Origin of the sequence: Streptococcus mitis (assembly GCF_946190375.1) — a bacterium.
Classification (GTDB): domain Bacteria; phylum Bacillota; class Bacilli; order Lactobacillales; family Streptococcaceae; genus Streptococcus; species Streptococcus mitis_CJ.
The window spans coordinates 39722-64725 of record NZ_CAMIAF010000001.1 but is presented as its reverse complement, the minus strand read 5'-3'; the positions used below and the strand labels follow the sequence as shown (position 1 = coordinate 64725).

General features: G+C 38.1%; 23 protein-coding genes and 3 pseudogenes. 21 read left to right on the top strand and 5 right to left on the bottom strand.

Annotated elements, in window-relative coordinates:
* Window positions 1-4 precede the first annotated feature (4 nt).
* The 21 genes and pseudogenes from N8M09_RS00300 to N8M09_RS00200 all read left to right on the top strand — a co-directional run bounded on the left by N8M09_RS00300 (window position 5) and on the right by N8M09_RS00200 (window position 21172).
* Window positions 5-865 carry a methionyl aminopeptidase gene (locus N8M09_RS00300; protein WP_049488763.1) on the top strand — a complete coding sequence of 287 codons (861 nt, stop codon included), beginning with the start codon at window positions 5-7 and terminating at the stop codon, window positions 863-865.
* A gap of 268 nt (window positions 866-1133) precedes the next feature.
* Complete coding sequence (gene ccdA2 / locus N8M09_RS00295) at window positions 1134-1841, top strand: thiol-disulfide oxidoreductase-associated membrane protein CcdA2 (RefSeq protein WP_261062767.1); 708 nt, start codon at window positions 1134-1136, stop codon at window positions 1839-1841.
* Between the two features lie 10 nt (window positions 1842-1851).
* Window positions 1852-2418, top strand: a complete 567-nt coding sequence (gene sdbB, locus N8M09_RS00290; protein ID WP_261062766.1) for a thiol-disulfide oxidoreductase-associated lipoprotein SdbB — start codon at window positions 1852-1854, stop codon at window positions 2416-2418.
* A gap of 96 nt (window positions 2419-2514) precedes the next feature.
* Entirely contained in the window at window positions 2515-3870 is a 1356-nt protein-coding gene (gene rlmD / locus N8M09_RS00285; RefSeq protein ID WP_261062765.1) for a 23S rRNA (uracil(1939)-C(5))-methyltransferase RlmD, read from the top strand.
* Window positions 3871-4018: 148 nt separating this feature from the next.
* Window positions 4019-4756: a CPBP family intramembrane glutamic endopeptidase gene (locus tag N8M09_RS00280; protein ID WP_261062764.1), complete on the top strand. Its 738-nt coding sequence runs from the start codon at window positions 4019-4021 to the stop codon at window positions 4754-4756.
* Window positions 4757-5177: 421 nt separating this feature from the next.
* Window positions 5178-5795 carry an SAP domain-containing protein gene (locus N8M09_RS00275; RefSeq protein WP_261062763.1) on the top strand — a complete coding sequence of 206 codons (618 nt, stop codon included), beginning with the start codon at window positions 5178-5180 and terminating at the stop codon, window positions 5793-5795.
* Window positions 5794-5967 (top strand): annotated as a pseudogene (locus tag N8M09_RS00270) (ADP-ribosylglycohydrolase family protein); the annotation flags it as partial. The gene N8M09_RS00275 and the pseudogene N8M09_RS00270, both read left to right, overlap by 2 nt.
* A gap of 111 nt (window positions 5968-6078) precedes the next feature.
* Window positions 6079-6960 carry a diacylglycerol/lipid kinase family protein gene (locus tag N8M09_RS00265; RefSeq protein ID WP_261062762.1) on the top strand — a complete coding sequence of 294 codons (882 nt, stop codon included), beginning with the start codon at window positions 6079-6081 and terminating at the stop codon, window positions 6958-6960.
* 63 nt (window positions 6961-7023) lie between these two features.
* Entirely contained in the window at window positions 7024-7515 is a 492-nt protein-coding gene (locus N8M09_RS00260; RefSeq protein WP_023942513.1) for a phosphoribosylanthranilate isomerase, read from the top strand.
* Between the two features lie 176 nt (window positions 7516-7691).
* Entirely contained in the window at window positions 7692-9434 is a 1743-nt protein-coding gene (locus tag N8M09_RS00255; protein ID WP_261062761.1) for a glycoside hydrolase family 13 protein, read from the top strand.
* A gap of 119 nt (window positions 9435-9553) precedes the next feature.
* Window positions 9554-9865: a hypothetical protein gene (locus tag N8M09_RS00250; RefSeq protein ID WP_000420556.1), complete on the top strand. Its 312-nt coding sequence runs from the start codon at window positions 9554-9556 to the stop codon at window positions 9863-9865.
* A 3-nt stretch (window positions 9866-9868) separates the two neighbouring features.
* A complete protein-coding gene (locus tag N8M09_RS00245) occupies window positions 9869-10597 on the top strand; it encodes an alpha/beta hydrolase (RefSeq protein ID WP_261062760.1) in 729 nt (242 codons plus the stop codon).
* Window positions 10598-11075: 478 nt separating this feature from the next.
* The gene (gene ylqF / locus N8M09_RS00240; RefSeq protein WP_261062759.1) at window positions 11076-11927 is read left to right on the top strand and encodes a ribosome biogenesis GTPase YlqF; all 852 of its coding nucleotides are present in this window, start codon (window positions 11076-11078) and stop codon (window positions 11925-11927) included.
* On the top strand, window positions 11914-12693 hold the full coding sequence (locus N8M09_RS00235) for a ribonuclease HII (RefSeq protein WP_261062758.1): 780 nt from the start codon (window positions 11914-11916) through the stop codon (window positions 12691-12693). The genes ylqF and N8M09_RS00235 overlap by 14 nt, the downstream gene beginning before the upstream one ends.
* 16 nt (window positions 12694-12709) lie before the next feature.
* Window positions 12710-14260, top strand: a complete 1551-nt coding sequence (locus N8M09_RS00230) for a ClC family H(+)/Cl(-) exchange transporter (RefSeq protein WP_261062757.1) — start codon at window positions 12710-12712, stop codon at window positions 14258-14260.
* 304 nt (window positions 14261-14564) lie between these two features.
* A complete protein-coding gene (pgdA, locus tag N8M09_RS00225; RefSeq protein ID WP_261062756.1) occupies window positions 14565-15956 on the top strand; it encodes a peptidoglycan-N-acetylglucosamine deacetylase PgdA in 1392 nt (463 codons plus the stop codon).
* A gap of 76 nt (window positions 15957-16032) precedes the next feature.
* Window positions 16033-16875: an aldo/keto reductase gene (locus tag N8M09_RS00220; protein ID WP_261062755.1), complete on the top strand. Its 843-nt coding sequence runs from the start codon at window positions 16033-16035 to the stop codon at window positions 16873-16875.
* Between the two features lie 268 nt (window positions 16876-17143).
* Window positions 17144-17517 (top strand): annotated as a pseudogene (locus N8M09_RS00215) (GFA family protein).
* A 35-nt stretch (window positions 17518-17552) separates the two neighbouring features.
* Window positions 17553-18470, top strand: a complete 918-nt coding sequence (gene glyQ, locus N8M09_RS00210) for a glycine--tRNA ligase subunit alpha (protein WP_000038733.1) — start codon at window positions 17553-17555, stop codon at window positions 18468-18470.
* A 365-nt stretch (window positions 18471-18835) separates the two neighbouring features.
* On the top strand, window positions 18836-20872 hold the full coding sequence (glyS, locus tag N8M09_RS00205) for a glycine--tRNA ligase subunit beta (RefSeq protein WP_261062754.1): 2037 nt from the start codon (window positions 18836-18838) through the stop codon (window positions 20870-20872).
* A 42-nt stretch (window positions 20873-20914) separates the two neighbouring features.
* Window positions 20915-21172 (top strand): DUF896 family protein, encoded by a 258-nt coding sequence (locus N8M09_RS00200; RefSeq protein WP_000371299.1) that lies wholly within the window; start codon window positions 20915-20917, stop codon window positions 21170-21172.
* Between the two features lie 310 nt (window positions 21173-21482).
* Here the strand turns inward: N8M09_RS00200 and N8M09_RS00195 are convergent.
* The 5 genes and pseudogenes from N8M09_RS00195 to N8M09_RS00175 form a co-directional block, all read right to left on the bottom strand.
* Window positions 21483-22289: pseudogene (locus N8M09_RS00195) on the bottom strand (IS630 family transposase).
* Window positions 22290-22314: 25 nt separating this feature from the next.
* A complete protein-coding gene (locus tag N8M09_RS00190; protein WP_261043703.1) occupies window positions 22315-22479 on the bottom strand; it encodes a hypothetical protein in 165 nt (54 codons plus the stop codon).
* A 247-nt stretch (window positions 22480-22726) separates the two neighbouring features.
* Entirely contained in the window at window positions 22727-23542 is an 816-nt protein-coding gene (locus N8M09_RS00185) for a TIGR03943 family putative permease subunit (RefSeq protein ID WP_261062753.1), read from the bottom strand.
* On the bottom strand, window positions 23539-24444 hold the full coding sequence (locus tag N8M09_RS00180) for a permease (RefSeq protein WP_261062752.1): 906 nt from the start codon (window positions 24442-24444) through the stop codon (window positions 23539-23541). The genes N8M09_RS00185 and N8M09_RS00180 overlap by 4 nt, the downstream gene beginning before the upstream one ends.
* Window positions 24445-24576: an SPJ_0845 family protein gene (locus tag N8M09_RS00175; protein WP_000268685.1), complete on the bottom strand. Its 132-nt coding sequence runs from the start codon at window positions 24574-24576 to the stop codon at window positions 24445-24447.
* Window positions 24577-25004 lie beyond the last annotated feature (428 nt).

Here is a 25004-nt window from a genome sequence, read left to right as displayed (position 1 = left end):
AAAAATGATAACATTAAAATCAGCTCGTGAAATCGAAGCTATGGATAAAGCCGGTGATTTCCTCGCAAGTATTCATATCGGCTTACGTGATTTGATTAAGCCTGGCGTAGATATGTGGGAAGTTGAAGAGTATGTCCGACGTCGTTGCAAGGAAGAAAATTTCCTTCCGCTTCAGATTGGGGTTGACGGTGCCATGATGGACTATCCTTATGCTACCTGTTGCTCTCTTAATGATGAAGTGGCTCACGCTTTCCCTCGTCACTATATCTTGAAAGATGGTGATTTGCTCAAAGTTGATATGGTTTTGGGAGGTCCTATTGCCAAATCTGACCTGAATGTCTCAAAATTAAACTTCAACAATGTTGAGCAAATGAAAAAATACACTCAGAGCTATTCTGGTGGTCTAGCAGACTCATGTTGGGCTTATGCTGTTGGTACACCGTCCGAAGAAGTGAAAAACTTGATGAATGTAACCAAAGAAGCTATGTACAAGGGGATTGAGCAAGCTGTTGTTGGGAACCGTATTGGTGATATTGGTGCAGCCATTCAAGAATACGCTGAAAGTCGTGGTTACGGTGTAGTGCGTGATTTGGTTGGTCATGGTGTTGGCCCAACTATGCATGAAGAACCAATGGTTCCTAACTATGGTATTGCTGGTCGTGGACTCCGTCTTCGTGAAGGAATGGTCTTGACTATTGAACCAATGATCAATACAGGTGACTGGGAAATTGATACAGATATGAAGACCGGTTGGGCCCATAAGACCATTGATGGTGGCCTATCTTGCCAATATGAACACCAATTCGTGATTACGAAAGATGGACCTGTTATCTTGACTAGTCAAGGTGAAGAAGGGACTTATTAAAATAAGTAAAAGTAGATTGAAGAAAAAGTCGACTTGGACAAATTTCTTCAATCTTTTCTTTTATCTATAATGGAATGAAATAAAAATTGGACACCTTTGATGCGAAATTCAAATCAATTTCTAATAATGTTTTAGAAAACATAGTGTACTATTAAAGAGTTTGTTTTATATAATATAATAATAAAGACAGTTAACCGTAGCAAACTTGATACAAATTTTAATATTTATAGTACAATAGGTTTAAATTCTTAAGAAAGTTGGTTCTTTATTGGAAACGATAGTATTTTCAATCTCCGTTTTTCTAGCAGGGGTATTGTCCTTCTTTTCTCCTTGTATTTTTCCACTTCTGCCAGTTTATGCTGGAATTTTGCTGGATGATCAGAAAAGTGCAAAAAGCTTCTCCTTATTTGGAAGAAAAGTTGCCTGGTCAGGCTTGATTCGAACGCTTTGCTTTATCGCAGGTATTTCACTCATTTTCTTTATTCTAGGATTTGGTGCTGGTTACTTTGGTAATATTCTCTATGCCAATTGGTTTCGCTATACCATGGGTACGATTATCATTATTTTGGGCCTTCACCAGATGGAAATTTTTCATTTTAAGAAATTAGAGGTTCAAAAAAGCTTTACTTTTAAGAAATCAGAAGCCAATCGTTATTGGTCGGCCTTTTTACTCGGTATTACCTTTAGCTTCGGTTGGACGCCTTGTATCGGTCCAGTTTTGAGTTCTGTTTTAGCGCTTGCGGCTTCTGGAGGCAATGGCGCTTGGCAAGGTGCTATTTATACCTTGATTTACACTCTAGGGATGGCAATTCCTTTCTTGGTCTTGGCACTAGCTTCAGGAGTAGTGATGCCTTATTTTAGTAAAATCAAGCGCCATATGATGCTACTAAAGAAAATTGGTGGTTTCCTCATTATTTTAATGGGAATTTTATTACTATTAGGACAAGTAAATGTTCTAGCTGGAATTTTTGAATAAAGGAGAACAAATGAAAAAAATAATATTTGCTGGCTTAAGCCTCTTGTCATTAGTCGTATTGATAGCCTGTGGTGAGGAAGAGACTAAAAAGACTCAAGCTCCACAACAATCCCCAAAAAAACAGCAACAAACGACTGTACAACAAATTGCTGTTGGAAAAGATGCTCCAGACTTCACATTGCAATCTATGGATGGCAAAGAAGTTAAGTTATCGGATTATAAGGGTAAAAAAGTCTATTTGAAGTTTTGGGCTTCCTGGTGTGGTCCATGTAAGAAAAGTATGCCAGAGTTGATGGAACTAGCGGCGAAACCAGATCGTGATTTTGAAATTCTTAGTGTCATTGCTCCAGGAATTCAAGGTGAAAAAACTGTCGAGCAATTCCCACAATGGTTCCAAGATCAAGGTTATAAGGATATCCCAGTTCTTTATGACACAAAAGCAACCACATTCCAAGCTTATCAAATCCGAAGCATTCCTACAGAATATTTAATTGATAGCCAAGGAAAGATTGGAAAGATTCAATTTGGTGCTATCAGTAATGCGGATGCAGAAGCAGCATTTAAAGCAATGAACTAGCATAGATAAAGAGAATCTGATTACAAATTTCATGGTATAATAGATGGTAACCGTAACGTTGCCGTCTTTTTTGTCGGCCAATAGAAAGAGAAGAGAATGTTAAAGAAAAATGATATTGTAGAAGTTGAAATTGTTGATTTGACCCATGAAGGTGCAGGAGTTGCCAAGGTAGATGGTTTGGTCTTTTTTGTCGAGAATGCTTTACCGAGTGAAAAAATCCTCATGCGTATCCTCAAGGTCAATAAAAAGATTGGTTTCGGAAAAGTTGAAAAATACCTTACTTACTCTCCGCATCGTAACCAAGACCTTGACCTAGCTTATCTACGATCAGGTATCGCTGACTTGGGGCATCTTGCTTATCCAGAGCAGCTCAAGTTTAAAACCAAGCAAGTCAAAGACAGTCTATACAAGATTGCTGGGATTGCTGATGTAGAGGTTGCTGAAACTTTGGGTATGAAAAATCCAGTTAAGTACCGCAACAAGGCACAGGTCCCTGTTCGTCGAGTAAATGGTATCTTGGAAACTGGGTTTTTCCGTAAGAATTCTCATGACCTCATGCCTCTAGAAGATTTCTTTATCCAAGATCCTGTGATTGATGAGGTAGTAGTAGGCCTACGTGACTTGCTCCGCCGTTATGATTTGAAACCTTATGATGAAAAGGAACAATCTGGCTTGATTCGTAATCTTGTGGTGCGTCGCGGACACTATTCAGGGCAAATCATGGTTATCTTGGTAACAACTCGTCCCAAAGTTTTTCGTGTGGACCAATTGATTGAACAATTAATCAAGCAATTCCCAGAGATTGTGTCTGTTATGCAAAATATCAATGACCAGAACACTAATGCTATTTTTGGTAAGGAATGGCGCACACTTTATGGACAAGACTTTATCACTGACCAAATGTTGGGAAATGACTACCAAATCGCTGGACCAGCATTTTACCAAGTCAATACTGAAATGGCTGAAAAACTTTATCAAACAGCCATTGACTTTGCGGAGTTAAAAGAAGATGATGTGGTTATTGATGCCTATTCTGGTATCGGGACGATTGGCCTTTCTGTTGCGAAACACGTCAAGGAAGTCTATGGTGTTGAAGTGATTCCAGAAGCAGTTGAGAATAGTAAGAAGAATGCTCAATTGAACAATATTGCAAACGCCCACTATGTCTGTGATACAGCTGAAAATGCCATGAAGAATTGGCTCAAAGACGGTATTCAACCAAGTGTTATATTAGTAGACCCACCAAGAAAAGGGCTCACAGAAAGCTTTATCAAGGCAAGCGCTCAAACAGGAGCAGACCGCATCGCCTATATCTCATGCAATGTCGCAACCATGGCGCGTGATATCAAACTCTACCAAGAATTGGGATACGAGTTGAAGAAAGTCCAGCCGGTGGATCTTTTTCCTCAAACGCATCACGTTGAGTGTGTAGCTTTGCTGATAAAAGCATAGAAAGCTTGGTATGATTCAATAATGAAAAGCCTTGATTGTAAGGCTTTTTTTGTGTTTTTATGATAGAATATAGGTAGTTATAATCGAGAGCAACTAAGAAGCAGTAAAAAAATATTATACGTAGAATAATCAAGATTAGGAAGATAAAATGACAGAAATTGATAAAAGGAATTTAAAAAATTATCTTTATTGTACATTCGGAATTACTTATATAGCTTGGGGACTTCTTTCCCTATTTACACAATCTCATATTTTGGGATTAGATACGTTTATAGGGAGAATATTACATATAGTTGGTGCACTTGGTCCAGCTATTGCAAGTGGCTTTTATTTGAAAAGTAATAATATAAAATTTAAACATTTTGTATTTAATAAAAGAAAAAATAGTAGTATTTATTTCATTATTCATTTGTTAGCAATTTTGATACTATTCTCTGTATCTTCCTTAGAATTAAACGGAGTATCAATTTATCTGATGCCGCTATTCTTTATACAATTAATTTTTTTTGGTGGTGGACATGAAGAATTAGGATGGAGAGGTATATTACAACCGTTACTTGATAAAAAATATACTTATTGGCAATCTAATTTGATTGTAGGATCAATTTGGGGGATATGGCATCTGCCTTTATGGTTTATAGTTGGAGAAAGTCATCAAGGATTTCCTTTTATTTTCTTTTTTATATATACATTATTTTTAAGTTTTGTTTTAGGGCTTCTTTACCGTCAAACGAAATCTGTGGGATACTGTCTATTATTTCATGCGTTCGCAAATTTGTTAAATCTCTATTTTGTGTTAAAAATTAATGTTATTTTTATCATCCTTTTTATTGTTTATTTGATTTATACTATATTGGCTAGCAATAGAATTAGTAGGGAAAAGTAATTTTAACTTTAGATCAGCATATCCATTATTGAAAGTAACGATTTGCTAATTAGATGATCTATGTTAGAGAATTATCTATTATAATTTAAAGTGGAGTGATGAATGTCGTTTCTTTTGGAAGTGGCGAAAATCTTTCCGTTCCACAGTATCATTTTAAAATGATTTTCATTGCCTTTTGTTTATTAGTATAAAAGAAGAATATTAACACACGTTGAGGCGGTATCACTACTTGTACGAGCTGAGCTATCAACGAAGTTATGGGATAGGACTCGTAGAATGAGGAAAGGTACCGACGAAATGATACGGTAAGTCCGAACCGCTGAGTGTGTGATTGTGAGCTTGAATCATAAGTATGAACACAGGCAAATAGTAAGGTACTCTTTGAGTGAAAAAGTAAATTGTTTTTTGTGGAGCTAAAATATTGATAGAGAACAGACCAGAATTTGATAAAATCACTTCGTTTGATGAGTTTAATAAATATTATTGGTATCGTGATGAACTTTCGCAAATATGCAAGTTATTAGAACTTGAATATAGAGGTACTAAACAAGAACTCAATCACATTATTGAGCAGTACTTTAAGGGTAATTTGATTAAAAAATCATCAATAAAAAGGAAAAAGAAACGAGTAGAAGTCGTTACCTTAAATACGCCTTTACTTGAATGTGGATTCTCCTTTAATACACACTTTAGAGAATATTTCTCAACTTTAACAGATGTTTCGCCATTTAAATTTACTGCTGATATGGCTACAGCTTGGAGAAAAGTAAAAAGAGAAAATGATTTGAGTTTTACAATCCAAGATATGCTAAAAGTCTATTATGGAAATTCAGATTATGCTAAGTATGATCATTCGGTTTGTCAATGGAATCAATTTTTAAAGGATTTCTGTGCAGATGAAAATAGTGACAACTACTCGAATAAACTAAAAGTTGCATCTATTCTTTGGAAAGAAGTTAGAAATTCAAGTAATGAAAAAATTTATTCAAAGAATCTTTTGACAGAATATGCTGATAAAATAAAAGAGTATGATAAGTAGAAACGCCATCTCACTTGGTGGCGACAGTGATACTCTCGCAGCAATCACTGGTAGCATAGCAGAGGCAGCTTATGGTATTCCTGATTGGATTAAGGATAAGCTCTATTCTTACTTGGATGAATCCTTAAAGGATGTAGTTAGACGATGGGAAAATAGAATAAAAGTCTATTAATCTCCAGTACTTCATATTTTTCTTTCCAGCATTTTCATTATATAATGGGAGTATGTTTAGTTACATAGGATGAAATGTAAGCATTTCTAACGGATTTTGAGGTGAAAATCAATGAAAAAAGCAATGATAATTATCAATCCTACCTCTGGTGGTGAGATGGCTTTGGATTATAAAGAAAAGCTGGAGAATAAAGCAAAAGAATACTTTGAATATGTTGAAACCAAAATTACTGAAAAAGCGCTAGATGCAACACATTTTGCTGAAGAAGCGTCTCGTGAGCAGTACGATGCAGTGGTGTGTTTTGGTGGAGATGGGACTGTCAACGAAGTCATTTCGGGTATTGCTGAGAGAGAATACGTTCCTAAGTTAGGTATTATCCCTGGTGGGACGGGTAACCTCATTACAAAACTTTTGGAAATTAACCAAGATATCGATGGCGCTATTGATGAACTCGATTTTAATCTAACTAATAAGATTGATATTGGTAAAGCAAATGATAACTATTTTGGTTATATCTTTAGTATCGGTTCTCTGCCTGAGGCGATTCACAATGTGGAGATTGAGGACAAGACAAAATTTGGTATTTTAGCCTATGCTGTAAATACCATGAAGTCTGTCATGACGGATCAGGTATTTAACATTAAGGTTGAGACAGAAAATGGAAATTATGTTGGTGAAGCTAGTCATGTTTTGGTTCTCTTGACAAATTACTTCGCTGATAAGAAAATTTTTGAAGAAAACAAAGACGGCTATGCTAATATTTTGATTCTAAAAGATGCTTCTATATTCTCTAAATTATCCGTTATTCCTGATTTACTAAAAGGAGATGTTGTCAGCAATGATAATATTGAGTATATCAGAGCTCGTAATATCAAGATCTCTTCGGATAGTGAATTGGAGTCTGATGTTGACGGCGATAAATCGGATAACCTACCTGTTGAAATAAAAGTCCTAGCTCAGCGAGTAGAAGTATTTTCGAAACCGAAAGAGTAGAAGGTGAAAATTAGTTTATTATTCACAACGAAATTAAGTTCTATATCAACGATTGGAGGAGGAATGAATTCTCTATTTGATGAATTTCGAACAATTTGTTCTCATTTAAACCAAGTTGGAATCACTCCGACGCTCATGGGGTCTTTGGGGTTTGAATACCGATCAAATGAAGAATGGGGGCCGTCTGACATTGACATTCATGTGCCTGGTGACCCTAGAGGTTGGGAAGCACCCGATCATCTCAGAATTTATGAGTGGGATAAGATAATGAAAGTGATGAAACACTTAGGCTATGCCTTAATAGATATTCATGAGCATGAATTCCAAAAAGATGGTCTGAGTGTTGAATTCGGAAGTATCGATTCTTTACCTGATTTTGCTGGAGTTTCGGAATCGGATATAGAGTTGATTCATCTCGAAAACATCACTTTTCGCGTTCCAAGTTTGGAACAGTTTTTAAGTATTTACAAGGCTTCTTCCCAAGATTCTTATCGAAATGAGCACAATAACAATAAGGATTTTAAAAAGATAGAGTGGCTGGAAAGACATTTGTGAATCATCATTTGAAAAGTAGTTGGTTGTAAGGCTGACTGCTTTTTTATTTATAGAAACAATCCACTCGAAACTACGGGCAAACCTTGCAAATAAAATACGAAAGTAGTATACTGGGATCACGATTATGAAAACGTTTTCTCGACAAGATAAATAAAAGTGAATTAGGAGACAGAACAATGGAATTAACAGCCATTTACCACAGACCCGAGTCGGAGTATGCATATCTTTATAAAGACAAGACAATGCACATTCGTATCCGGACTAAGAAAGGGGATATTGAAAGCATCAACTTGCATTATGGTGATCCCTTTATTTTTATGGAGGAGTTTTATCAAGATACAAAGGAAATGGCTAAGCTAACTTCTGACGCCATCTTTGATTATTGGCAGGTTGAAGTGTCTGTCGACTTTGCACGTATCCAGTATGTCTTTGAACTCAAGGATACAGAAGGCCAAAGTATTTTGTATGGTGATAAAGGGTGTGTGGACAATTCTCTAGAAAATCTTCATGCTATTGGAAATGGATTTAAGTTGCCTTATATACATGAGATTGATGCCTGCAAGGTTCCTGACTGGGTTTCAGACACAGTATGGTATCAGATTTTCCCAGAACGCTTTGCTAATGGAAATGCTCGATTAAACCCAGAAGAGACTTTAGACTGGGATTCATCTATCACACCTAATAGTGATGATTTCTTTGGTGGTGATTTACAGGGGATTATTGACCATCTGGATTACTTACAAGACTTGGGTATTACAGGTCTTTATCTCTGTCCGATTTTTGAATCTACGAGCAATCATAAATACAATACGACAGATTACTTTGAAATTGACTGTCATTTTGGAGATAAGGAGACCTTTCGGGAACTGGTCGAGCAAGCTCATCAGTGTGGCATGAAAATCATGCTGGATGCGGTATTTAACCATATTGGTTCGCAATCTCCTCAATGGCAAGATGTTGTCAAAAATGGTGAGCAATCTGCTTATAAGGATTGGTTCCATATTCAACAATTCCCAGTGACAACTGAAAAGCTAGTTAATAAGAGAGACTTACCCTATCATGCTTTTGGTTTCGAGGACTATATGCCTAAGCTAAATACATCCAATCCAGAGGTCAAGGACTATCTTTTAAAAGTTGCGACTTATTGGATTGAAGAGTTTTATATCGATGCTTGGCGTTTGGATGTGGCTAATGAGATTGACCATCAGTTTTGGAAGGATTTTCGCAAGGCAGTTTTAGCTAAAAAGCCTGATCTTTATATCCTAGGAGAAGTCTGGCATACGTCTCAGCCTTGGCTAAATGGCGATGAGTTCCACGCGGTCATGAATTATCCTTTATCTGATAGCATCAAGGACTATTTCTTACGAGGAGTTAAGAAGACAGACCAGTTCATCGATGAAATCAATGGCCAGTCTATGTACTACAAGCAGCAGATTTCAGAGGTCATGTTTAATCTCTTGGATTCGCATGATACAGAGCGAATCTTGTGGACGGCAAATGAAGACGTTCAACTGGTTAAATCAGCCTTAGCCTTTCTCTTTTTACAAAAGGGAACACCCTGCATCTATTATGGAACCGAGCTATCCTTGACTGGCGGTCCGGATCCAGATTGTCGACGTTGTATGCCTTGGGAACGTGTATCAAGTGACAATGATATGCTGAACTTTATGAAGAAGCTGATTAGTATTAGAAAACAAGCGTCATCAACCATTCAGCAGGGCAAGTATGGTCTTCAAGAAATCAAAGCTGATGTAGTAGCTTTGCAGTGGAAATATGAAGGGCAAATCCTCAAAGCGATTTTCAACCAATCAAAGGAAGATTATCATTTACAAAAAGAAACCGTAGCACTAGCAAGCAATTGCCAAGAATTGGAAAATCAGCTTGTCATCTCTTCAAATGGATTTGTGATTTTTCATTAAAGAGCAATTATGAGCGACAGGAAAATTGTAGTATAGAGAGCATTTTACAAACAGACTATTTGTCGTCTTGCTACAAATGATATATAATTTAACTTAAAGAAAATAGGAGGACTAATCAGATGGAATTAAAAGATTTTACAGAAAAAGAACAGGAAATGATTAAGAAGGGACTTACGACGTCTAAGATTAGTGACAAGGAAACTGCTGAGAAGATTCTTGCACTAGTACCACAAGACTTGATTAAGCGCATTCCGTTTTTTGTCAGAAAGCATGCTACGACACGTACTATTAAACGCATTTCAATTGAACACCCTGAACTCTACGCTGCAGCTCAAACAAGTGGTGAAATTCCAGAAAAAGAACGCGAAGAATTGCGTCAGATTATTACGACTATCTTTGAACAAAAGATGAATAAGCATAGTATTAAGTAGAGAATGAAAAAATATTTTATTGGCGGTTTGGGAAGCAATGTCTATCATAGCAAGGATTTTCTTCAAGAACTAGATTCGCAGGTTTACTTTCTAAATCCATATGAAAAGCGTCTTCGAGATGAAACAGAATTGAAATCATGGTTTAAAAATGAGATTGTAGAGGAAAAATCTATTTATCTGATAGGCCATTCTCTTGGAGGAGATTTGACTCGTTATCTCGCATCGGAATTTCAAGAAGTGAAGAAACTGATTCTTTTGGATGGTGGCTATCTAGATTTAGATAAGATTTTACCTTTAGATACAGAGTTAGAGGAAACTAAAAACTATATCAAATCTCAAATTATTTCGGACTTAGATGTTCTTATTTCTAAAGAAAAATCTGAAGCAAAGCATTGGTCAGAAAATATGGAGAAAGCTGTAAGACAGTCCTATCACTGGGATGCGGAGTATAATAGATATGAGTTAGCTATAAATTATGAAAATATAGAAGCGATCCTCCGTCTACGGAGGAAAATAAAAGCTTTTAAGAGAGAAGTGGGAGATACCTTGTTTATTAGTCCTTGTTATCCTAATGAAGCTACATGGAGAGAGGACGCCCTAAAAGAATTGCCAGACTATTTTGATACTATTCTTCTAGAGAACTTTGGCCATGAGCTTTATACTGAAGCACCTAAAGAAATCGCTAGTCTAATTAATGAGTGGTTCTCTTATTCTCACTGGGCTATTAAATAAATTATCCTAATCAATATATAGTTGATTGGAATAAGATATGAACAAATTGATTAGGAATATCAAATTAATTTGGGCTCTTTGTCAACTGTAGTAGGTTGAAGAAAAGCTAAGATCTAGAAAGGACAAATTTCGTCCTTTCTTTTTTGATATTTGAGTCTTTGATATCGAGTGGTTTTGTGATAAAAAGTAATGATTCCATATGATTTTTTCTATGGAACTTTTTCTACACAAAATAGACTCCATAATATCTATAGGGGATTTACCCACTACAAATATTATAGAGTCGTTTTTTCAATTCAGGGAGCTTAAAGGGCTATCATCGGACAAAATAGAGAAGGCATGATATAATATAAAGTAGATTTCTATGTAATTAAATAAGAACTGTTTGAACACCATTCATTTGAAAACTCTCTATGTTCAAACGATAGTAAAATAAAATAGGGTATCTAAACCCTTGCTACGAAAGGAAAAAAACTCAATGGCTACTATTCAATGGTTTCCTGGTCACATGTCTAAAGCACGTCGACAGGTGCAGGAAAATTTAAAATTTGTTGATTTTGTAACGATTTTGGTGGATGCACGCTTACCTCTATCTAGTCAAAATCCTATGTTGACCAAAATTGTTGGTGACAAACCAAAACTCTTGATTTTAAACAAGGCAGACTTGGCTGACCCAGCAATGACCAAGGAATGGCGCCAGTATTTTGAATCACAGGGAATCCAGACGCTAGCTATCAACTCCAAAGAGCAAGTGACTGTAAAAGTTGTAACCGATGCTGCTAAAAAGCTCATGGCGAATAAGATTGCTCGTCAGAAAGAACGTGGTATCCAGATTGAAACCTTGCGTACCATGATTATCGGGATTCCAAATGCTGGTAAATCCACTCTTATGAACCGTTTAGCTGGTAAGAAAATTGCCGTTGTCGGCAATAAACCAGGGGTTACCAAGGGGCAACAATGGCTCAAAACAAATAAAGACCTTGAAATCTTGGATACACCGGGGATTCTTTGGCCTAAGTTTGAGGATGAAACTGTAGCTCTTAAGTTGGCCTTGACTGGAGCTATCAAAGACCAGTTGCTTCCTATGGATGAGGTAACTATTTTTGGCCTCAATTATTTCAAAGAACATTATCCAGAAAAGCTGGCCGAACGCTTCAAACAAATGAAAATTGAAGAAGAAGCCCCTGTTATTATTATGGACATGACCCGTGCTCTCGGTTTCCGTGATGACTATGACCGTTTTTACAGTCTCTTCGTGAAGGAAGTCCGCGACGGCAAACTCGGTAACTATACCTTAGATACATTGGAAGACCTCGATGGCGACGATTAAAGAAATCAAAGAACTCCTTGAAACGGTCAAGGACCTTGATAGCCCTATTTTTCTAGATCTTGAAAAGGATAATCGCTCTGGAGTTCAAAAGGAAATCAGCAAGCGTAAAAAAGCCATTCAGGCTGAATTGGATGAGGATCTTCGTTTGGAATCCATGCTTTCCTATGAAAAGGAACTTTATAAGCAAGGATTGACCTTAATTGCAGGTGTTGATGAGGTTGGTCGTGGTCCTCTTGCTGGTCCTGTAGTCGCTGCAGCCGTTATTTTACCTAAAAATTGTAAAATTAGAGGTCTCAACGATAGCAAAAAAATCCCTAAAAAGAAACATCTGGAAATTTATCAAGCCGTTCAAGACCAAGCTTTATCAATCGGAATCGGTATCATGGATAATCAGGTCATCGACCAAGTCAATATCTATGAAGCGACCAAACTGGCCATGAAGGAAGCAATCTCTCAGCTCAGTCCGCAACCCGAGCATCTCTTGATTGATGCCATGAAACTGGAGCTACCCATTTCACAAACGTCCATTATCAAAGGAGATGCTAATTCCCTCTCTATCGCAGCAGCTTCAATAGTAGCCAAGGTAACACGTGATGAATTGATGAAGGAATACGACCAGCAATTTCCTGGCTATGATTTTGCTACTAATGCAGGATATGGAACAGCTAAACACCTGGAAGGCCTTACAAAACTAGGAGTTACCCCAATTCACCGAACCAGCTTTGAACCCGTTAAATCACTGGTTTCAGGAGAAAAAGAAAGTTAAGTTAGAAGGAATGATTATGGAGGAACAGTCAGAAACACTCAGTTCCAAGAAAGAATTTGCCTTTGCCTCAAGCACCATATTATCCCAAGTTGGGCGAGGCATCATCGTGGGTCTCGTCGTCGGACTCATCGTCGGATCTTTTCGGTTTTTAATCGAAAAAGGCTTCCACCTGATACAAGGACTTTATCAAGATCAAGCGTACCTAGTGCGCAATCTTTTTATCATTGGTCTATTTTATTTAATAGTTTGTTGGCTCAGTGCGAAATTAACTCGGTCAGAAAAAGACATCAAAGGTTCAGGAATTCCTCAAGTCGAAGCTGAATTAAAGGGACTGATGACCCTCAACTGGTGGGGAGTTCTTTGGAAAAAATATATTCTAGGAATTCTTGCTATTGCTAGCGGTCTTATGCTGGGGCGTGAAGGACCAAGTATTCAACTTGGAGCAGTCGGTGGTAAAGGAATTGCCAAATGGCTCAAATCCAGTCCAGTAGAGGAACGCTCCTTGATTGCTAGTGGAGCTGCCGCTGGTCTAGCTGCGGCCTTTAATGCACCTATTGCAGGACTTCTCTTTGTGGTAGAAGAAGTTTATCACCATTTTTCACGCTTTTTCTGGGTCTCAACTCTAGCAGCCAGTCTCGTAGCAAACTTTGTCTCTTTGCTCATATTTGGCCTAACACCCGTACTGGATATGCCAGATAATATCCCACTTATGACTCTAGACCAGTATTGGATTTACCTCCTCATGGGAATTTTTCTAGGACTTTCTGGTTTTCTCTATGAAAAAGCTGTACTCAATGTCGGTAGAGTTTATGACTGGATAGGTCAAAAAATCCATTTGGATAGAGCTTATTATCCAATTCTGGCCTTCATTCTCATCATACCAGTCGGAATCTTCTTACCCCAAATCCTTGGTGGTGGAAATCAGCTGGTTCTTTCCTTAACTGAGCAAGATTTTAGTTTTCAAGTTCTATTAGCTTACTTTTTGATTCGCTTTATCTGGAGCATGATTAGTTATGGAAGTGGTCTTCCAGGAGGAATTTTCCTACCCATTTTGGCGCTTGGCTCCTTACTTGGTGCCCTAGTTGGTGTTATTTGTGTCAATCTTGGACTTGTCAGTCAGGAGCAATTCCCTATATTTGTCATTCTGGGAATGAGTGGCTATTTTGGAGCAATATCCAAGGCACCTCTAACCGCTATGATACTCGTAACCGAGATGGTTGGAGATATTCGTAATCTCATGCCACTTGGCTTAGTAACCCTAGTTGCCTATATCATTATGGATCTGCTCAAGGGTGCGCCAGTCTATGAGGCTATGTTGGAAAAAATGCTGCCAGAAGAAGCAACAGATGAAGGAGAAGTCACACTCATTGAAATCCCCGTATCTGACAAAATCGCTGGAAAACAGGTTCATGAACTCAACTTACCACACAATGTCCTCATCACAACCCAAGTTCATAATGGCAAGAGCCAAACAGTTAACGGCTCAACCAGAATGTATCTCGGAGATATGATTCATCTAGTGATTCCAAAAAGTGAAATTGGGAAAGTCAAGGATTTGTTGTTGTAGGAGTTTTTTTACATAATCTATATTACGTAAAAAACCGGCTTGATTTATTTAGAAAACCGATTCTCAGCAATGGAATCGAGTCTGGGACAAAAGTCTAACCTTAAATATAAAAAGCGAACAAAAAAAGTTGTCTGACACTCAGAATTCTGTTTTGTTCGCTTTTTTTGTCTAATCTATCGATTTTAAAAACTTATAATAAAGAATTCCTAAAATCAAAATCTTTTTGTCCCAGACTCCTCTTTTTTAATATACTATTTCCTCTAAAATAATTGAAATTATAGCCTGAATTTGATATGATATCTCTATGGATAAAAGTAGAGCAAAACGTGTTGAGCACGATAAAAAGAGAATCGGTTTAATAGCCCTGGTAGCTATCTTCTCAGTAAGTATTTGTGTCCTTGGTTCAATAATTGGATATAAAATATACACAAAACAAAGTTTTGAACAAAAGATTGAATCGCTCAAAAAAGAGAAAGATGATCAATTGAGTGAGGGAAATCAGAAGGATCATTTTCGTAAAGGACAAGCAGAAGTAATTGCCTATTATCCTCTCCAAGGGGAGCAAGTGATTTCGTCTATAAAGGGAATCATGACACAGGATATTAAAGACAATCTAGAGGATAAGGAAAATCTGGTTTTTTATTATACGGAGAAACAGGATGCGACTTTAAAAGGGATTGTCAACCGAAGTGTGATGAAACAAGTCTATGATTTAACTTCGTCAAAAGTTGAAGAGACTGAAAAAACTAGTCTAGCAAAAGTACATTTGACAGAAGATGGTAAACCTTTTACCCTTGATCAACTATTTTCAGATGCTAGTAAGGCCAAAGAGCAACTGATAAAAGAACTGACTTCTTTCTTACAGGATAAGAAATTGGAGCAAGAAAAGGTCGATCAACTTGTTAAAGTCTTTTCTGACCAAGACTTATCTGCATGGAATTTTGATTACAAGGATAGCCAAATTCTTATTTATCCTAGTCAGCCTGTTGAAAATCTGGATGAGATTGCCTTGCCGGTATCTAGTTTCTTTGAAGTTATTCAGTCCTCTTATTTATTAGATAAGGACGCAGAACTATATAAGGCTTATTATGAAAAGAAAAATCGTAAAGTAGTGGCCTTGACTTTTGATGATGGACCAAATCCTGCGACGACAAATCAAGCATTAGATACACTTTCTAAGTATGGTATCAAGGCAACTTTCTTTGTTTTAGGTAAGAATGTTTCTGGAAATGAAGAGATTTTGAAACGTATGAAAGCAGATGGTCATGTCATTGGAAACCATAGTTGGAGCCATCCCGTTCTTTCAAAACTTTCTCTTGATGAGGCTAAAAAACAAATTACTGATACTGAGGATGCGCTAACTAAAGTGCTGGGTTCTAGCTCTAAACTTATGCGTCCCCCTTATGGAGCTATTACAGACGACATTCGCAATAGCCTCGATTTGAGTTTTATTATGTGGGATGTGGATAGTCTGGACTGGAAGAGTAAAAATGAAGCAGCTATTTTGACAGAAATTCAGCGTGAAGTCAAGAATGGTTCTATTATTCTCATGCATGATATCCATGCTGAAACAGTGAATGCTTTACCAAAGGTTATTGACTATTTGAAAGGGCAAGGTTATGACTTTGTAACAATTCCAGATTTGTTAGATACTCGTCTTAAACCTCACCAACTCTATTACGACCGCAATCAATAATACACAAAATCTAAAGAGAAAAGTTTTCCTTGAAAATTTGGCTCTTTGGATTTTCTTCTCATAGAAAGGAAAAATAATGAAATCTTACACTTTAAATAATGGCGTTACAATTCCAGTTCTAGGATTTGGAACCTGGAAAGCTGAAAATGGAGAGATTGCCTACAAAGCAGTTTTAGAAGCTTTAAAGGTAGGTTATCGCCATATCGATACGGCAGCGATTTATAAAAATGAAGAAAGCGTTGGTCGTGCCATTCAAGATAGTGGTATTCCGAGGGAGGAAATTTTTGTAACCAGCAAACTCTGGAATACAAATCACAACTATGAGCAAGCTCGTCAGGCTTTTGCAGAGTCTTTGGAGAAGCTGGGCTTGGATTATTTGGATTTGTATTTAATTCATTGGCCAAACCCAAAACCGCTCAGAGAAAATGACGCATGGAAAACTCGTAATGCGGAAGTTTGGAGAGCGATGGAGGATCTTTACCTAGAAGGCAAAATCCGTGCTATCGGTGTTAGTAATTTTCTTCCCCATCATTTGGATGCCTTGCTTGAAACTGCAACTATCGTTCCTGCGGTCAATCAAGTTCGCTTGGCGCCAGGTGTGTATCAAGAGGAAGTCGTAGATTACTGTCGAGAAAATGGAATTTTATTGGAAGCTTGGGGGCCTTTTGGACAGGGAGAACTATTTGATAGTAAGCAAGTACAAGAAATCGCGGCAAATCACGAAAAGTCTGTTGCCCAGATAGCCTTAGCTTGGAGCTTGATAGAAGGATTTTTACCACTTCCAAAATCTGTCACAGCATCTCGTATTCAGGCTAATCTTGATTGTTTCGAAATTGAACTGAGTCACGAGGAGCGTGAAACCTTAAAAACGATTGCTGTTCAATCTGGTGCTCCACGAGTTGATGATATGGATTTTTAGAAAATCATAAAAAGAATTGTACATTGTTCTAATTTTTGATATAATAGTCAACAGGAAAGAAAGTCTTATGGCGTTCTTCAAGCGAGCTTGGGATAGTGGGAGCCAAGTAGGGCAAAATAAAGAACTGGCGCTTTCTGTAGTATTTTTAAAAACAATGAAGTAATAAATTAGGGTGGAACCGCGTTTCTGACGCCCCTAGTCGCAAGGCTTGGGTGTTGAAATTCGGTTCTTTTTGAATTCGTCTAATGCCTAAGTAGAAAGGAGCACAATGATTAAAGGATCTTGTTTATGTAAAGCAGTGACCTACACTCTAGATGAGGAATTGTCGGAAATAGTTTTTTGCCATTGCTCATTTTGTCGGAAAGTAACTGCGTCTGCCTACACAGTTAATGCCAAAGTTAGCAGCAAAAATCTGGCACTGTATGGAAAAGAGAATTTGGTTACTTATAGTTCATCTCCAGGTAAACAACGCGTTATTACTGCCAGAACTGTCACAGTCAAATTTTCACTGCTCAAGAAAATATACCAGAAGTCTGCGCTTTGAAATTAGGAACAATAGATGAATGCGATCAGAATTTACAAACTGTTCCCAAACGTCATATTTTTCAGGACCCAGCCTTTTCTTGGTTGCTTGATAAATAAATCTAAGAAGATAATATAAATTAAAGGAGAAAACAATGTCTAAAAAATTGACTTTCCAGGAAATCATCCTTACTTTGCAACAATTTTGGAATGACCAAGGTTGTATGCTTATGCAGGCTTATGATAATGAAAAAGGTGCGGGGACAATGAGTCCTTACACTTTCCTTCGCGCTATCGGACCTGAGCCATGGAATGCGGCTTACGTAGAGCCATCACGTCGTCCTGCTGACGGTCGTTACGGGGAAAACCCTAACCGTCTCTACCAACACCACCAATTCCAGGTGGTTATGAAACCTTCTCCATCAAACATCCAAGAACTTTACCTTGAGTCTTTGGAAAAATTGGGTATTAATCCTTTGGAGCACGATATTCGTTTCGTTGAGGATAACTGGGAAAATCCATCTACTGGTTCAGCTGGTCTTGGATGGGAAGTTTGGCTTGATGGGATGGAAATCACTCAGTTCACTTATTTCCAACAAGTTGGTGGATTGGCAACTGGCCCTGTGACTGCAGAAGTTACCTATGGTTTGGAACGTTTGGCTTCTTATATTCAGGAAGTGGATTCTGTCTATGATATCGAATGGGCTGATGGTGTAAAATACGGAGAAATTTTCATCCAGCCTGAGTACGAGCATTCAAAATATTCATTTGAAATTTCGGATCAAGAAATGTTGCTTGAAAACTTTGATAAGTTTGAAAAAGAAGCTGGTCGTGCTTTGGAAGAAGGATTGGTGCACCCTGCCTATGACTATGTTCTCAAATGTTCACATACCTTTAACCTGCTTGATGCGCGTGGTGCGGTATCTGTAACAGAGCGTGCAGGCTATATCGCTCGTATCCGTAACTTGGCCCGTGTCGTAGCTAAAACCTTTGTCGCAGAACGAAAACGTCTAGGCTACCCACTTTTGGATGAAGCAACACGAGCTAAACTCTTAGCAGAAGACGCAGAATAGTGAGTAATATTGTGCTCTAAAATCGTTAAAGGCAAGTCAAAGACTTGCTAGAGGGATATGCACCGCCGTACTGTTATGTGGGGATTTTTGAAACCTTATACTCTTCGAAAATCAAATTCAAACCACGTCAGCTTCACCTTGCCGTACTCAAGTACAGCCTGCGGCTAGCTTCCTAGTTTGCTCTTTGATTTTCATTGAGCATTAGGTTCAAAAATTAGTCAGCTAAATCCACTTTGATGAGACTGTTGGAAATCTTGATCAATTTTGCATTAGATTTCCATACAGACTCACAAAGTTAGTTAGCTACGTCCCCAGTACCTAAGGTGCATATCAAAAAAGATTGAAGAAAATGTAAAGGAAAAAACATGACAAAAAACTTATTAGTAGAACTCGGTCTTGAAGAATTACCAGCCTATGTTGTCACACCAAGTGAAAAACAACTAGGCGAAAAAATGGCAGCCTTCCTCAAGGAAAATCGCCTGTCTTTTGAAGCTATTCAAACCTTCTCAACACCACGTCGTTTAGCTGTTCGTGTGACTGGTCTTGCAGACAAACAGTCTGATTTGACAGAAGATTTCAAGGGGCCAGCAAAGAAAATTGCCTTGGATAGTGATGGAAACTTTACCAAAGCAGCTCAAGGATTTGTCCGTGGAAAAGGCTTGACGGTTGAAGATATCGAATTCCGTGAAATCAAGGGTGAAGAATATGTCTATGTTACCAAGGAAGAAATCGGTCAAGCAGTTGAAGCCATTGTTCCTGGTGTTGTAGATGTCTTGAAGTCCTTGACTTTCCCTGTCAGTATGCACTGGGCTAACAACACCTTTGAATACATCCGCCCTGTTCACACTTTAACTGTTCTTTTAGATGAAGAAGAGTTTGATTTGGATTTCCTTGATATTAAGGGAGGGCGTGTGAGTCGTGGTCATCGTTTCTTGGGGAAAGAAACCAAAATTCAGTCAGCATTGAGCTACGAAGAAGACCTTCGTAAGCAGTTTGTAATCGCAGATCCACGTGAACGTGAGCAAATGATTGTTGACCAAATCAAGGAAATTGAGGCAAAACATGGTGTACGTATCGAAATTGATGCGGATTTGCTTAATGAAGTCTTGAACTTGGTTGAATACCCAACTGCCTTTATGGGAAGCTTTGATGCCAAATACCTTGAAGTTCCAGAAGAAGTTTTGGTGACTTCGATGAAGGAACACCAACGTTACTTTGTTGTTCGTGATCAAGATGGAAAACTCTTGCCAAACTTCATTTCTGTTCGTAACGGAAACTCAGAGTATTTGGAAAATGTTATCAAAGGAAATGAAAAAGTCTTGGTAGCCCGCTTGGAAGACGGTGAATTCTTCTGGCGTGAAGATCAAAAATTGGTGATTTCTGACCTTGTTGAAAAATTAAACAATGTGACTTTCCATGAGAAAATCGGTTCCCTTCGTGAACACATGATTCGTACTGGTCAGATTGCTATTCTCTTGGCAGAAAAAGCAGGCTTGTCAGCGGATGAAACGATTGACCTAGCCCGTGCAGCAGCCATTTACAAGTTTGACTTGTTGACAGGTATGGTTGGTGAATTTGACGAACTCCAAGGAATTATGGGGGAGAAATATGCCCTTCTTGCTGGTGAAACTCCAGTGGTGGCAGCTGCTATTCGTGAACACTACATGCCTACTTCAGCTGAAGGAGAACTTCCAGAGAGCAAGGTCGGCGCAGTGCTTGCCATTGCAGACAAATTGGATACGATTTTGAGCTTCTTCTCAGTAGGCTTGATTCCATCAGGGTCTAATGACCCTTATGCTCTTCGTCGTGCAACTCAAGGTGTAGTTCGTATCTTGGATGCCTTTGGTTGGCACATTGCTATGGATGAGCTGATTGATAGCCTTTATGCTTTGAAATTTGACAGCTTGACTTATGAAAATAAGACAGAGGTTATGGACTTTATCAAGGCTCGTGTTGATAAGATGATGGGTTCTACTCCAAAAGATATCAAGGAAGCCGTTCTTGCAGGATCAAACTTTGTTGTGGCGGATATGTTGGAAGCAGCAAGTGCTCTCGTAGAAGCGAGCAAGGAAGAAGATTTCAAACCATCTGTTGAATCACTTTCTCGTGCCTTTAACTTGGCTGAGAAGGCAGAAGGAGTTGCTACAGTTGATTCAGCTCTCTTTGAGAATGAAGAAGAGAAAACCTTGGCAGAAGCCGTAGAATCACTCGTTTTGTCAGGGACTGCCAGTCAGCAATTGAAACAACTCTTTGCTCTTAGCCCAGTCATTGATGCATTCTTTGAGAATACCATGGTTATGGCTGAAAATGAAGCAGTCCGTCAAAATCGTTTGGCAATCTTGTCTCATTTAACTCAAAAAGCAGCTAAGCTTGCACGTTTTAACCAAATCAATACCAAATAAAATCTGTTAAACGGATTAAATCTTATCATAAAGGAGAGAAACATGGATCCTAAAAAAATTGATCGTATTAACGAGCTTGCAAAAAAGAAAAAAACAGAAGGCTTAACCCCAGAAGAAAAAGTAGAACAAGCAAAACTACGTGAGGAGTACATCGAAGGTTATCGTCGCACTGTTCGTCACCACATCGAAGGGATCAAAATTGTGGACGAAGAAGGAAACGATGTTACACCAGAGAAACTACGTCAAGTCCAACGTGAAAAAGGTTTACATGGCCGTAGTCTTGATGACCCAAATTCATAATAAATATTCTTTCTTTTAATGAAATAATAATCAAAAGACTATCATACATAAATGAGCTGCACCTCAAAAGTTAGAGCTAGAAAATCTAACTTTTGAGGTGTTTTATTATGGGATTGAGTTATATAGTGAATTGAAATAGGATACGAACAAAAAGATTAGTGAATTCAAATTAATTTCTATACAGTTTTTAGAATTATTGGTATACTATTCTAGATTCAATCCATTATAAATATATGCTCTAAAATGATGGCCGCTGAGTCTTCTATCGTCAAGAAAAATCATCAAATCCCTCGTATTATTGTCATTTAGTTTAAAAAAAGCGCCCCAAACATTCAAAAATATTTGGAACTTCCCTTAATAAATCAGTCACTTTCTTTTTCAAGATAGCCCAAGCTTGCTCAATAGGATTCAAATCTGGTGAATAAGGTGGTAGAAGTAAGAAAAAGTGTTTATCTTGGATGCACAGTTCATCCAAAATGTTCTTGGGATGAAAACAAGCATTGTCCATGACAATGACATGAGTTGTCTTCAAAGCAGGTAGAAGTCGCGTTTTGAACCACTCCACAAAGAAATCGCTCGTCATACTTTCCTTGTAAATCATAGGAGTTATAAACTCTCCGTCTACTTGTCCTGCAACAATTGAAGTCCGCTCAAAATGCCATCCGCTAATCTTTTCATATACTTTCTCCCCTCCAGGAGCCTGTGCATAAGGACGATAGAAGTAGAGATCAATTCCCGTTTTGTCAATATATACGATTGGTAAATTTTTTAGGTTATCAAAAATATCAAGAAATTCAGCGACTTTCTCTGGTTCTTGTTCCTGAAAGCTAGTCGTCTTTTTTTAAAGTGATATGAATTTGCTTTAAAGCTGTCCATACTGAAGGAACAGCACAATCAAAATGTACCGCAATTTCCCGTAAAAAAGCGTCTAGATGAGCCTCTACAAAGGCTTTCAATTCCTATAAAGGAATCTTTCGCTTTTTCCGCTCTAAGTGTCCTTGCTCACGTCTTTCTTTTCCCACGTGAAGAGAGTTCTGCCGCCAACATCAAAAACTTTAGATGCCTCGACATGGCTGTGTCCTTCTTTGATGTAATCTAAATGCCATAGCTTTATTATAAGCTGCTTATTTTAAACTAAGCAACTATACCACCCAATCTAAGGAATTGTGAAGAGCTACAGTAGTTGTCCCAAATTTCTTCTGAATTTTCTTTGGTTTATTGCTATCTAGTGGATCATCTAGAATACAACAAACGATAGACTTTTGGTGGATATCAATTCCACAACAAGTTTCAATCATAACTTCCATTATAAAAACCTCCTGTTAACTATTTGAACAATAGAACAAGAGGCTACTAGTAAGATATTTTCATGCTTAAGGCATATTCGAGTTATTTCACGACTCTTGTTCATCCATTTTTTGTACAGGCTAGGAAAAGCCCTATTAAGCACCATGGATTGGTATTGTTCATCTTCATTATAAGATAAACTTCTTTTTCTGTCATGAGTTATCAGACTCTGTCTGCTTAGAGTTTTCTATGAACTTGGTTTGCTTTTTAAAACACTCGATACACATAGGGATTTTCTGGTTTATCGACTTTGGTAAAGCTGTTGATTTCCAAGGTTGGGAGGTTTTGTTTGAGTTCTTTATGGTAGTGATTGACTAGTTTTCCTTTGGCTGTTATCCAGGTGTTGTTCTCATACTGCCGGGTATTTCCCTTGGTCAACAATCCATAGACACCTGAATCTGCGATACAGTGAATAATGCCGAAGCGGAACAGAAATTGGCTATTGGCATGACTGGGATCGTTATAGACAAAGCCTGTGAACTGGACTGTCTTACCCTCAAACTCATCTGGATAGTCGTAGATAGCCTCCATGACTTCCATATAGTTTTCATTAGTGATCTGAATACTATCTTGGGACAAGTATTTATCCGCCGCAGTTCGCATTTCCTTTTCATAGGCTGATTTTGAAAAATAAGAACTGGTATCTGGTTTCAAATATTGGCTTGTCGTCCCTTCACTGGTCTGAATGGCTTGATCCGTGCCTTCTGATAAGGGGAAATGATAGCCTTTGGCAGAAACGGTCTGAGAATCTAAGCTAACAGTTGGAAAAGTTAAACCGACGACAATAGGAATAGCCAGAAGAGCAACACTAGTAACCTTCGCTAATCGGCTGTTCAGATGACTATGGGTTTTAACTTGCTTCATCCAGATATACAGCTGGACAATTGCTAAGATAAAGGAAAGCACCATGGAAATATAGGCTAGATAGGAATAGTGCATGTTGATGTACTGGTTTAATTTGCCCGACAGATGGAGGTAAATGGTCAATTCAAAATAGCCAGCTAAAACTAAAAATCGAATCATAGGATGACTCCAATCAAGAGAGAATACACTAAGACGGCGAGAGTCACAATCGTAATGAAGTGACTGATAAATCGTGCTTTCAAGTAATTTTTCATCATGAGAATATTTTTAATATCCAGCATTGGACCAATCACCAGAAAGGCCAGAACTGGTGCCAAACCAAAACTCGAGAGAAGAGAAGCCCCGATAAAGGCATCGGCCTCACTACAGAGCGACAGAAGAAAGGCCAAAAGCATCAAGAGCAAGATGGCAAAAAGAGGGGTTGCACTAATAGAGGTCAGAATCCGAGTCGGAACATAGACCTGTATAATAGAGGCAAAGAGGCAGCCAAATACTAAATAACGTCCCGTATCAAAAAATTCATCAATTGCTTGCACAAAGACCTGAAAAACCTTTTTTGCAGGGCTTAAGTGAGTAAAATCATGCTCATGACAGGCCAACCGATTTTCTTTTTGAATCGGTTCTTGCCAGAAAAATCCTAGAAAAATTCCTAGTATTACAGCCACAACAATGGAACCCAGAGCTCGTAACAGGGCGATGTGGAAGGAATTACCAAAGGCAGAATAGGTCGCAAAGAGAACAATGGGATTGATAACAGGTGCTGTCACAAGAAAGGGAACGGCCGTGTAACTGGGAACCTTCTTTTCCAGAAAACGATTGATAATGGGGACGATTCCACATTCACAAGAAGGGAAAAGCATACCGACAAAAGTCCCAAAAAAGATTCTCCCCCAACGATTTCGAGGGAGAAAATGATAAACCTTGTCAGGTGTGATATAGACCTCAATCAGCCCTGAGACAATACTTCCTGTCAGAACGAAGGGTAGGGCTTCAATGATTATAGAGAGAAAAATAGCCCCAGTCTGAAGCACACTAGATGGGAGTTGTTGGAAAGCAGTCATCTAGTTTTTCTTTTCTGCTTTGGCTTTTTTCTCTTTGTCATCAGGGAAAGTGACCTGCTTCAAATCAGGGAGTTTCGCAAACTCTTCAAACATCTTGTCCAAGTCGTCTCGTTTTGTAAATTTTACAGCCATAGGTGTACCTCGATTCTAAATTCTACATCTATTATACTATTATTTTGAGGAAAAGGGAAAAGTTAAAATTGAGTATCTCACGAATCATAGAGCTTGATAAATCCTGATTAAGTCTGGTAGATTGAGAAAGTTTGACAAAAAAAGTAGATGGTGCTAGAATAACATTAACGAAAGACATTTGAGGGCAGAAAGGTTCCTGTCGCACCTTGAAAAAGTATCTGAGATGCTGTGTACACCGACCAGCCAAGTATCCGTTATTTCAAAGGAGGGGCTTAAATGCTCCTTTTTTGTTTAAAAATTTCAAAATAGATTGCACTTACCGCAGGCTCAGGCTTGCGATTTTTTATTTGCTCTGAAAATTGATTCGTTAACTTCAACAAATAGCTTTATAAAGCGTTTTGTAAAAAATAAAAACAGTGAAATTAATC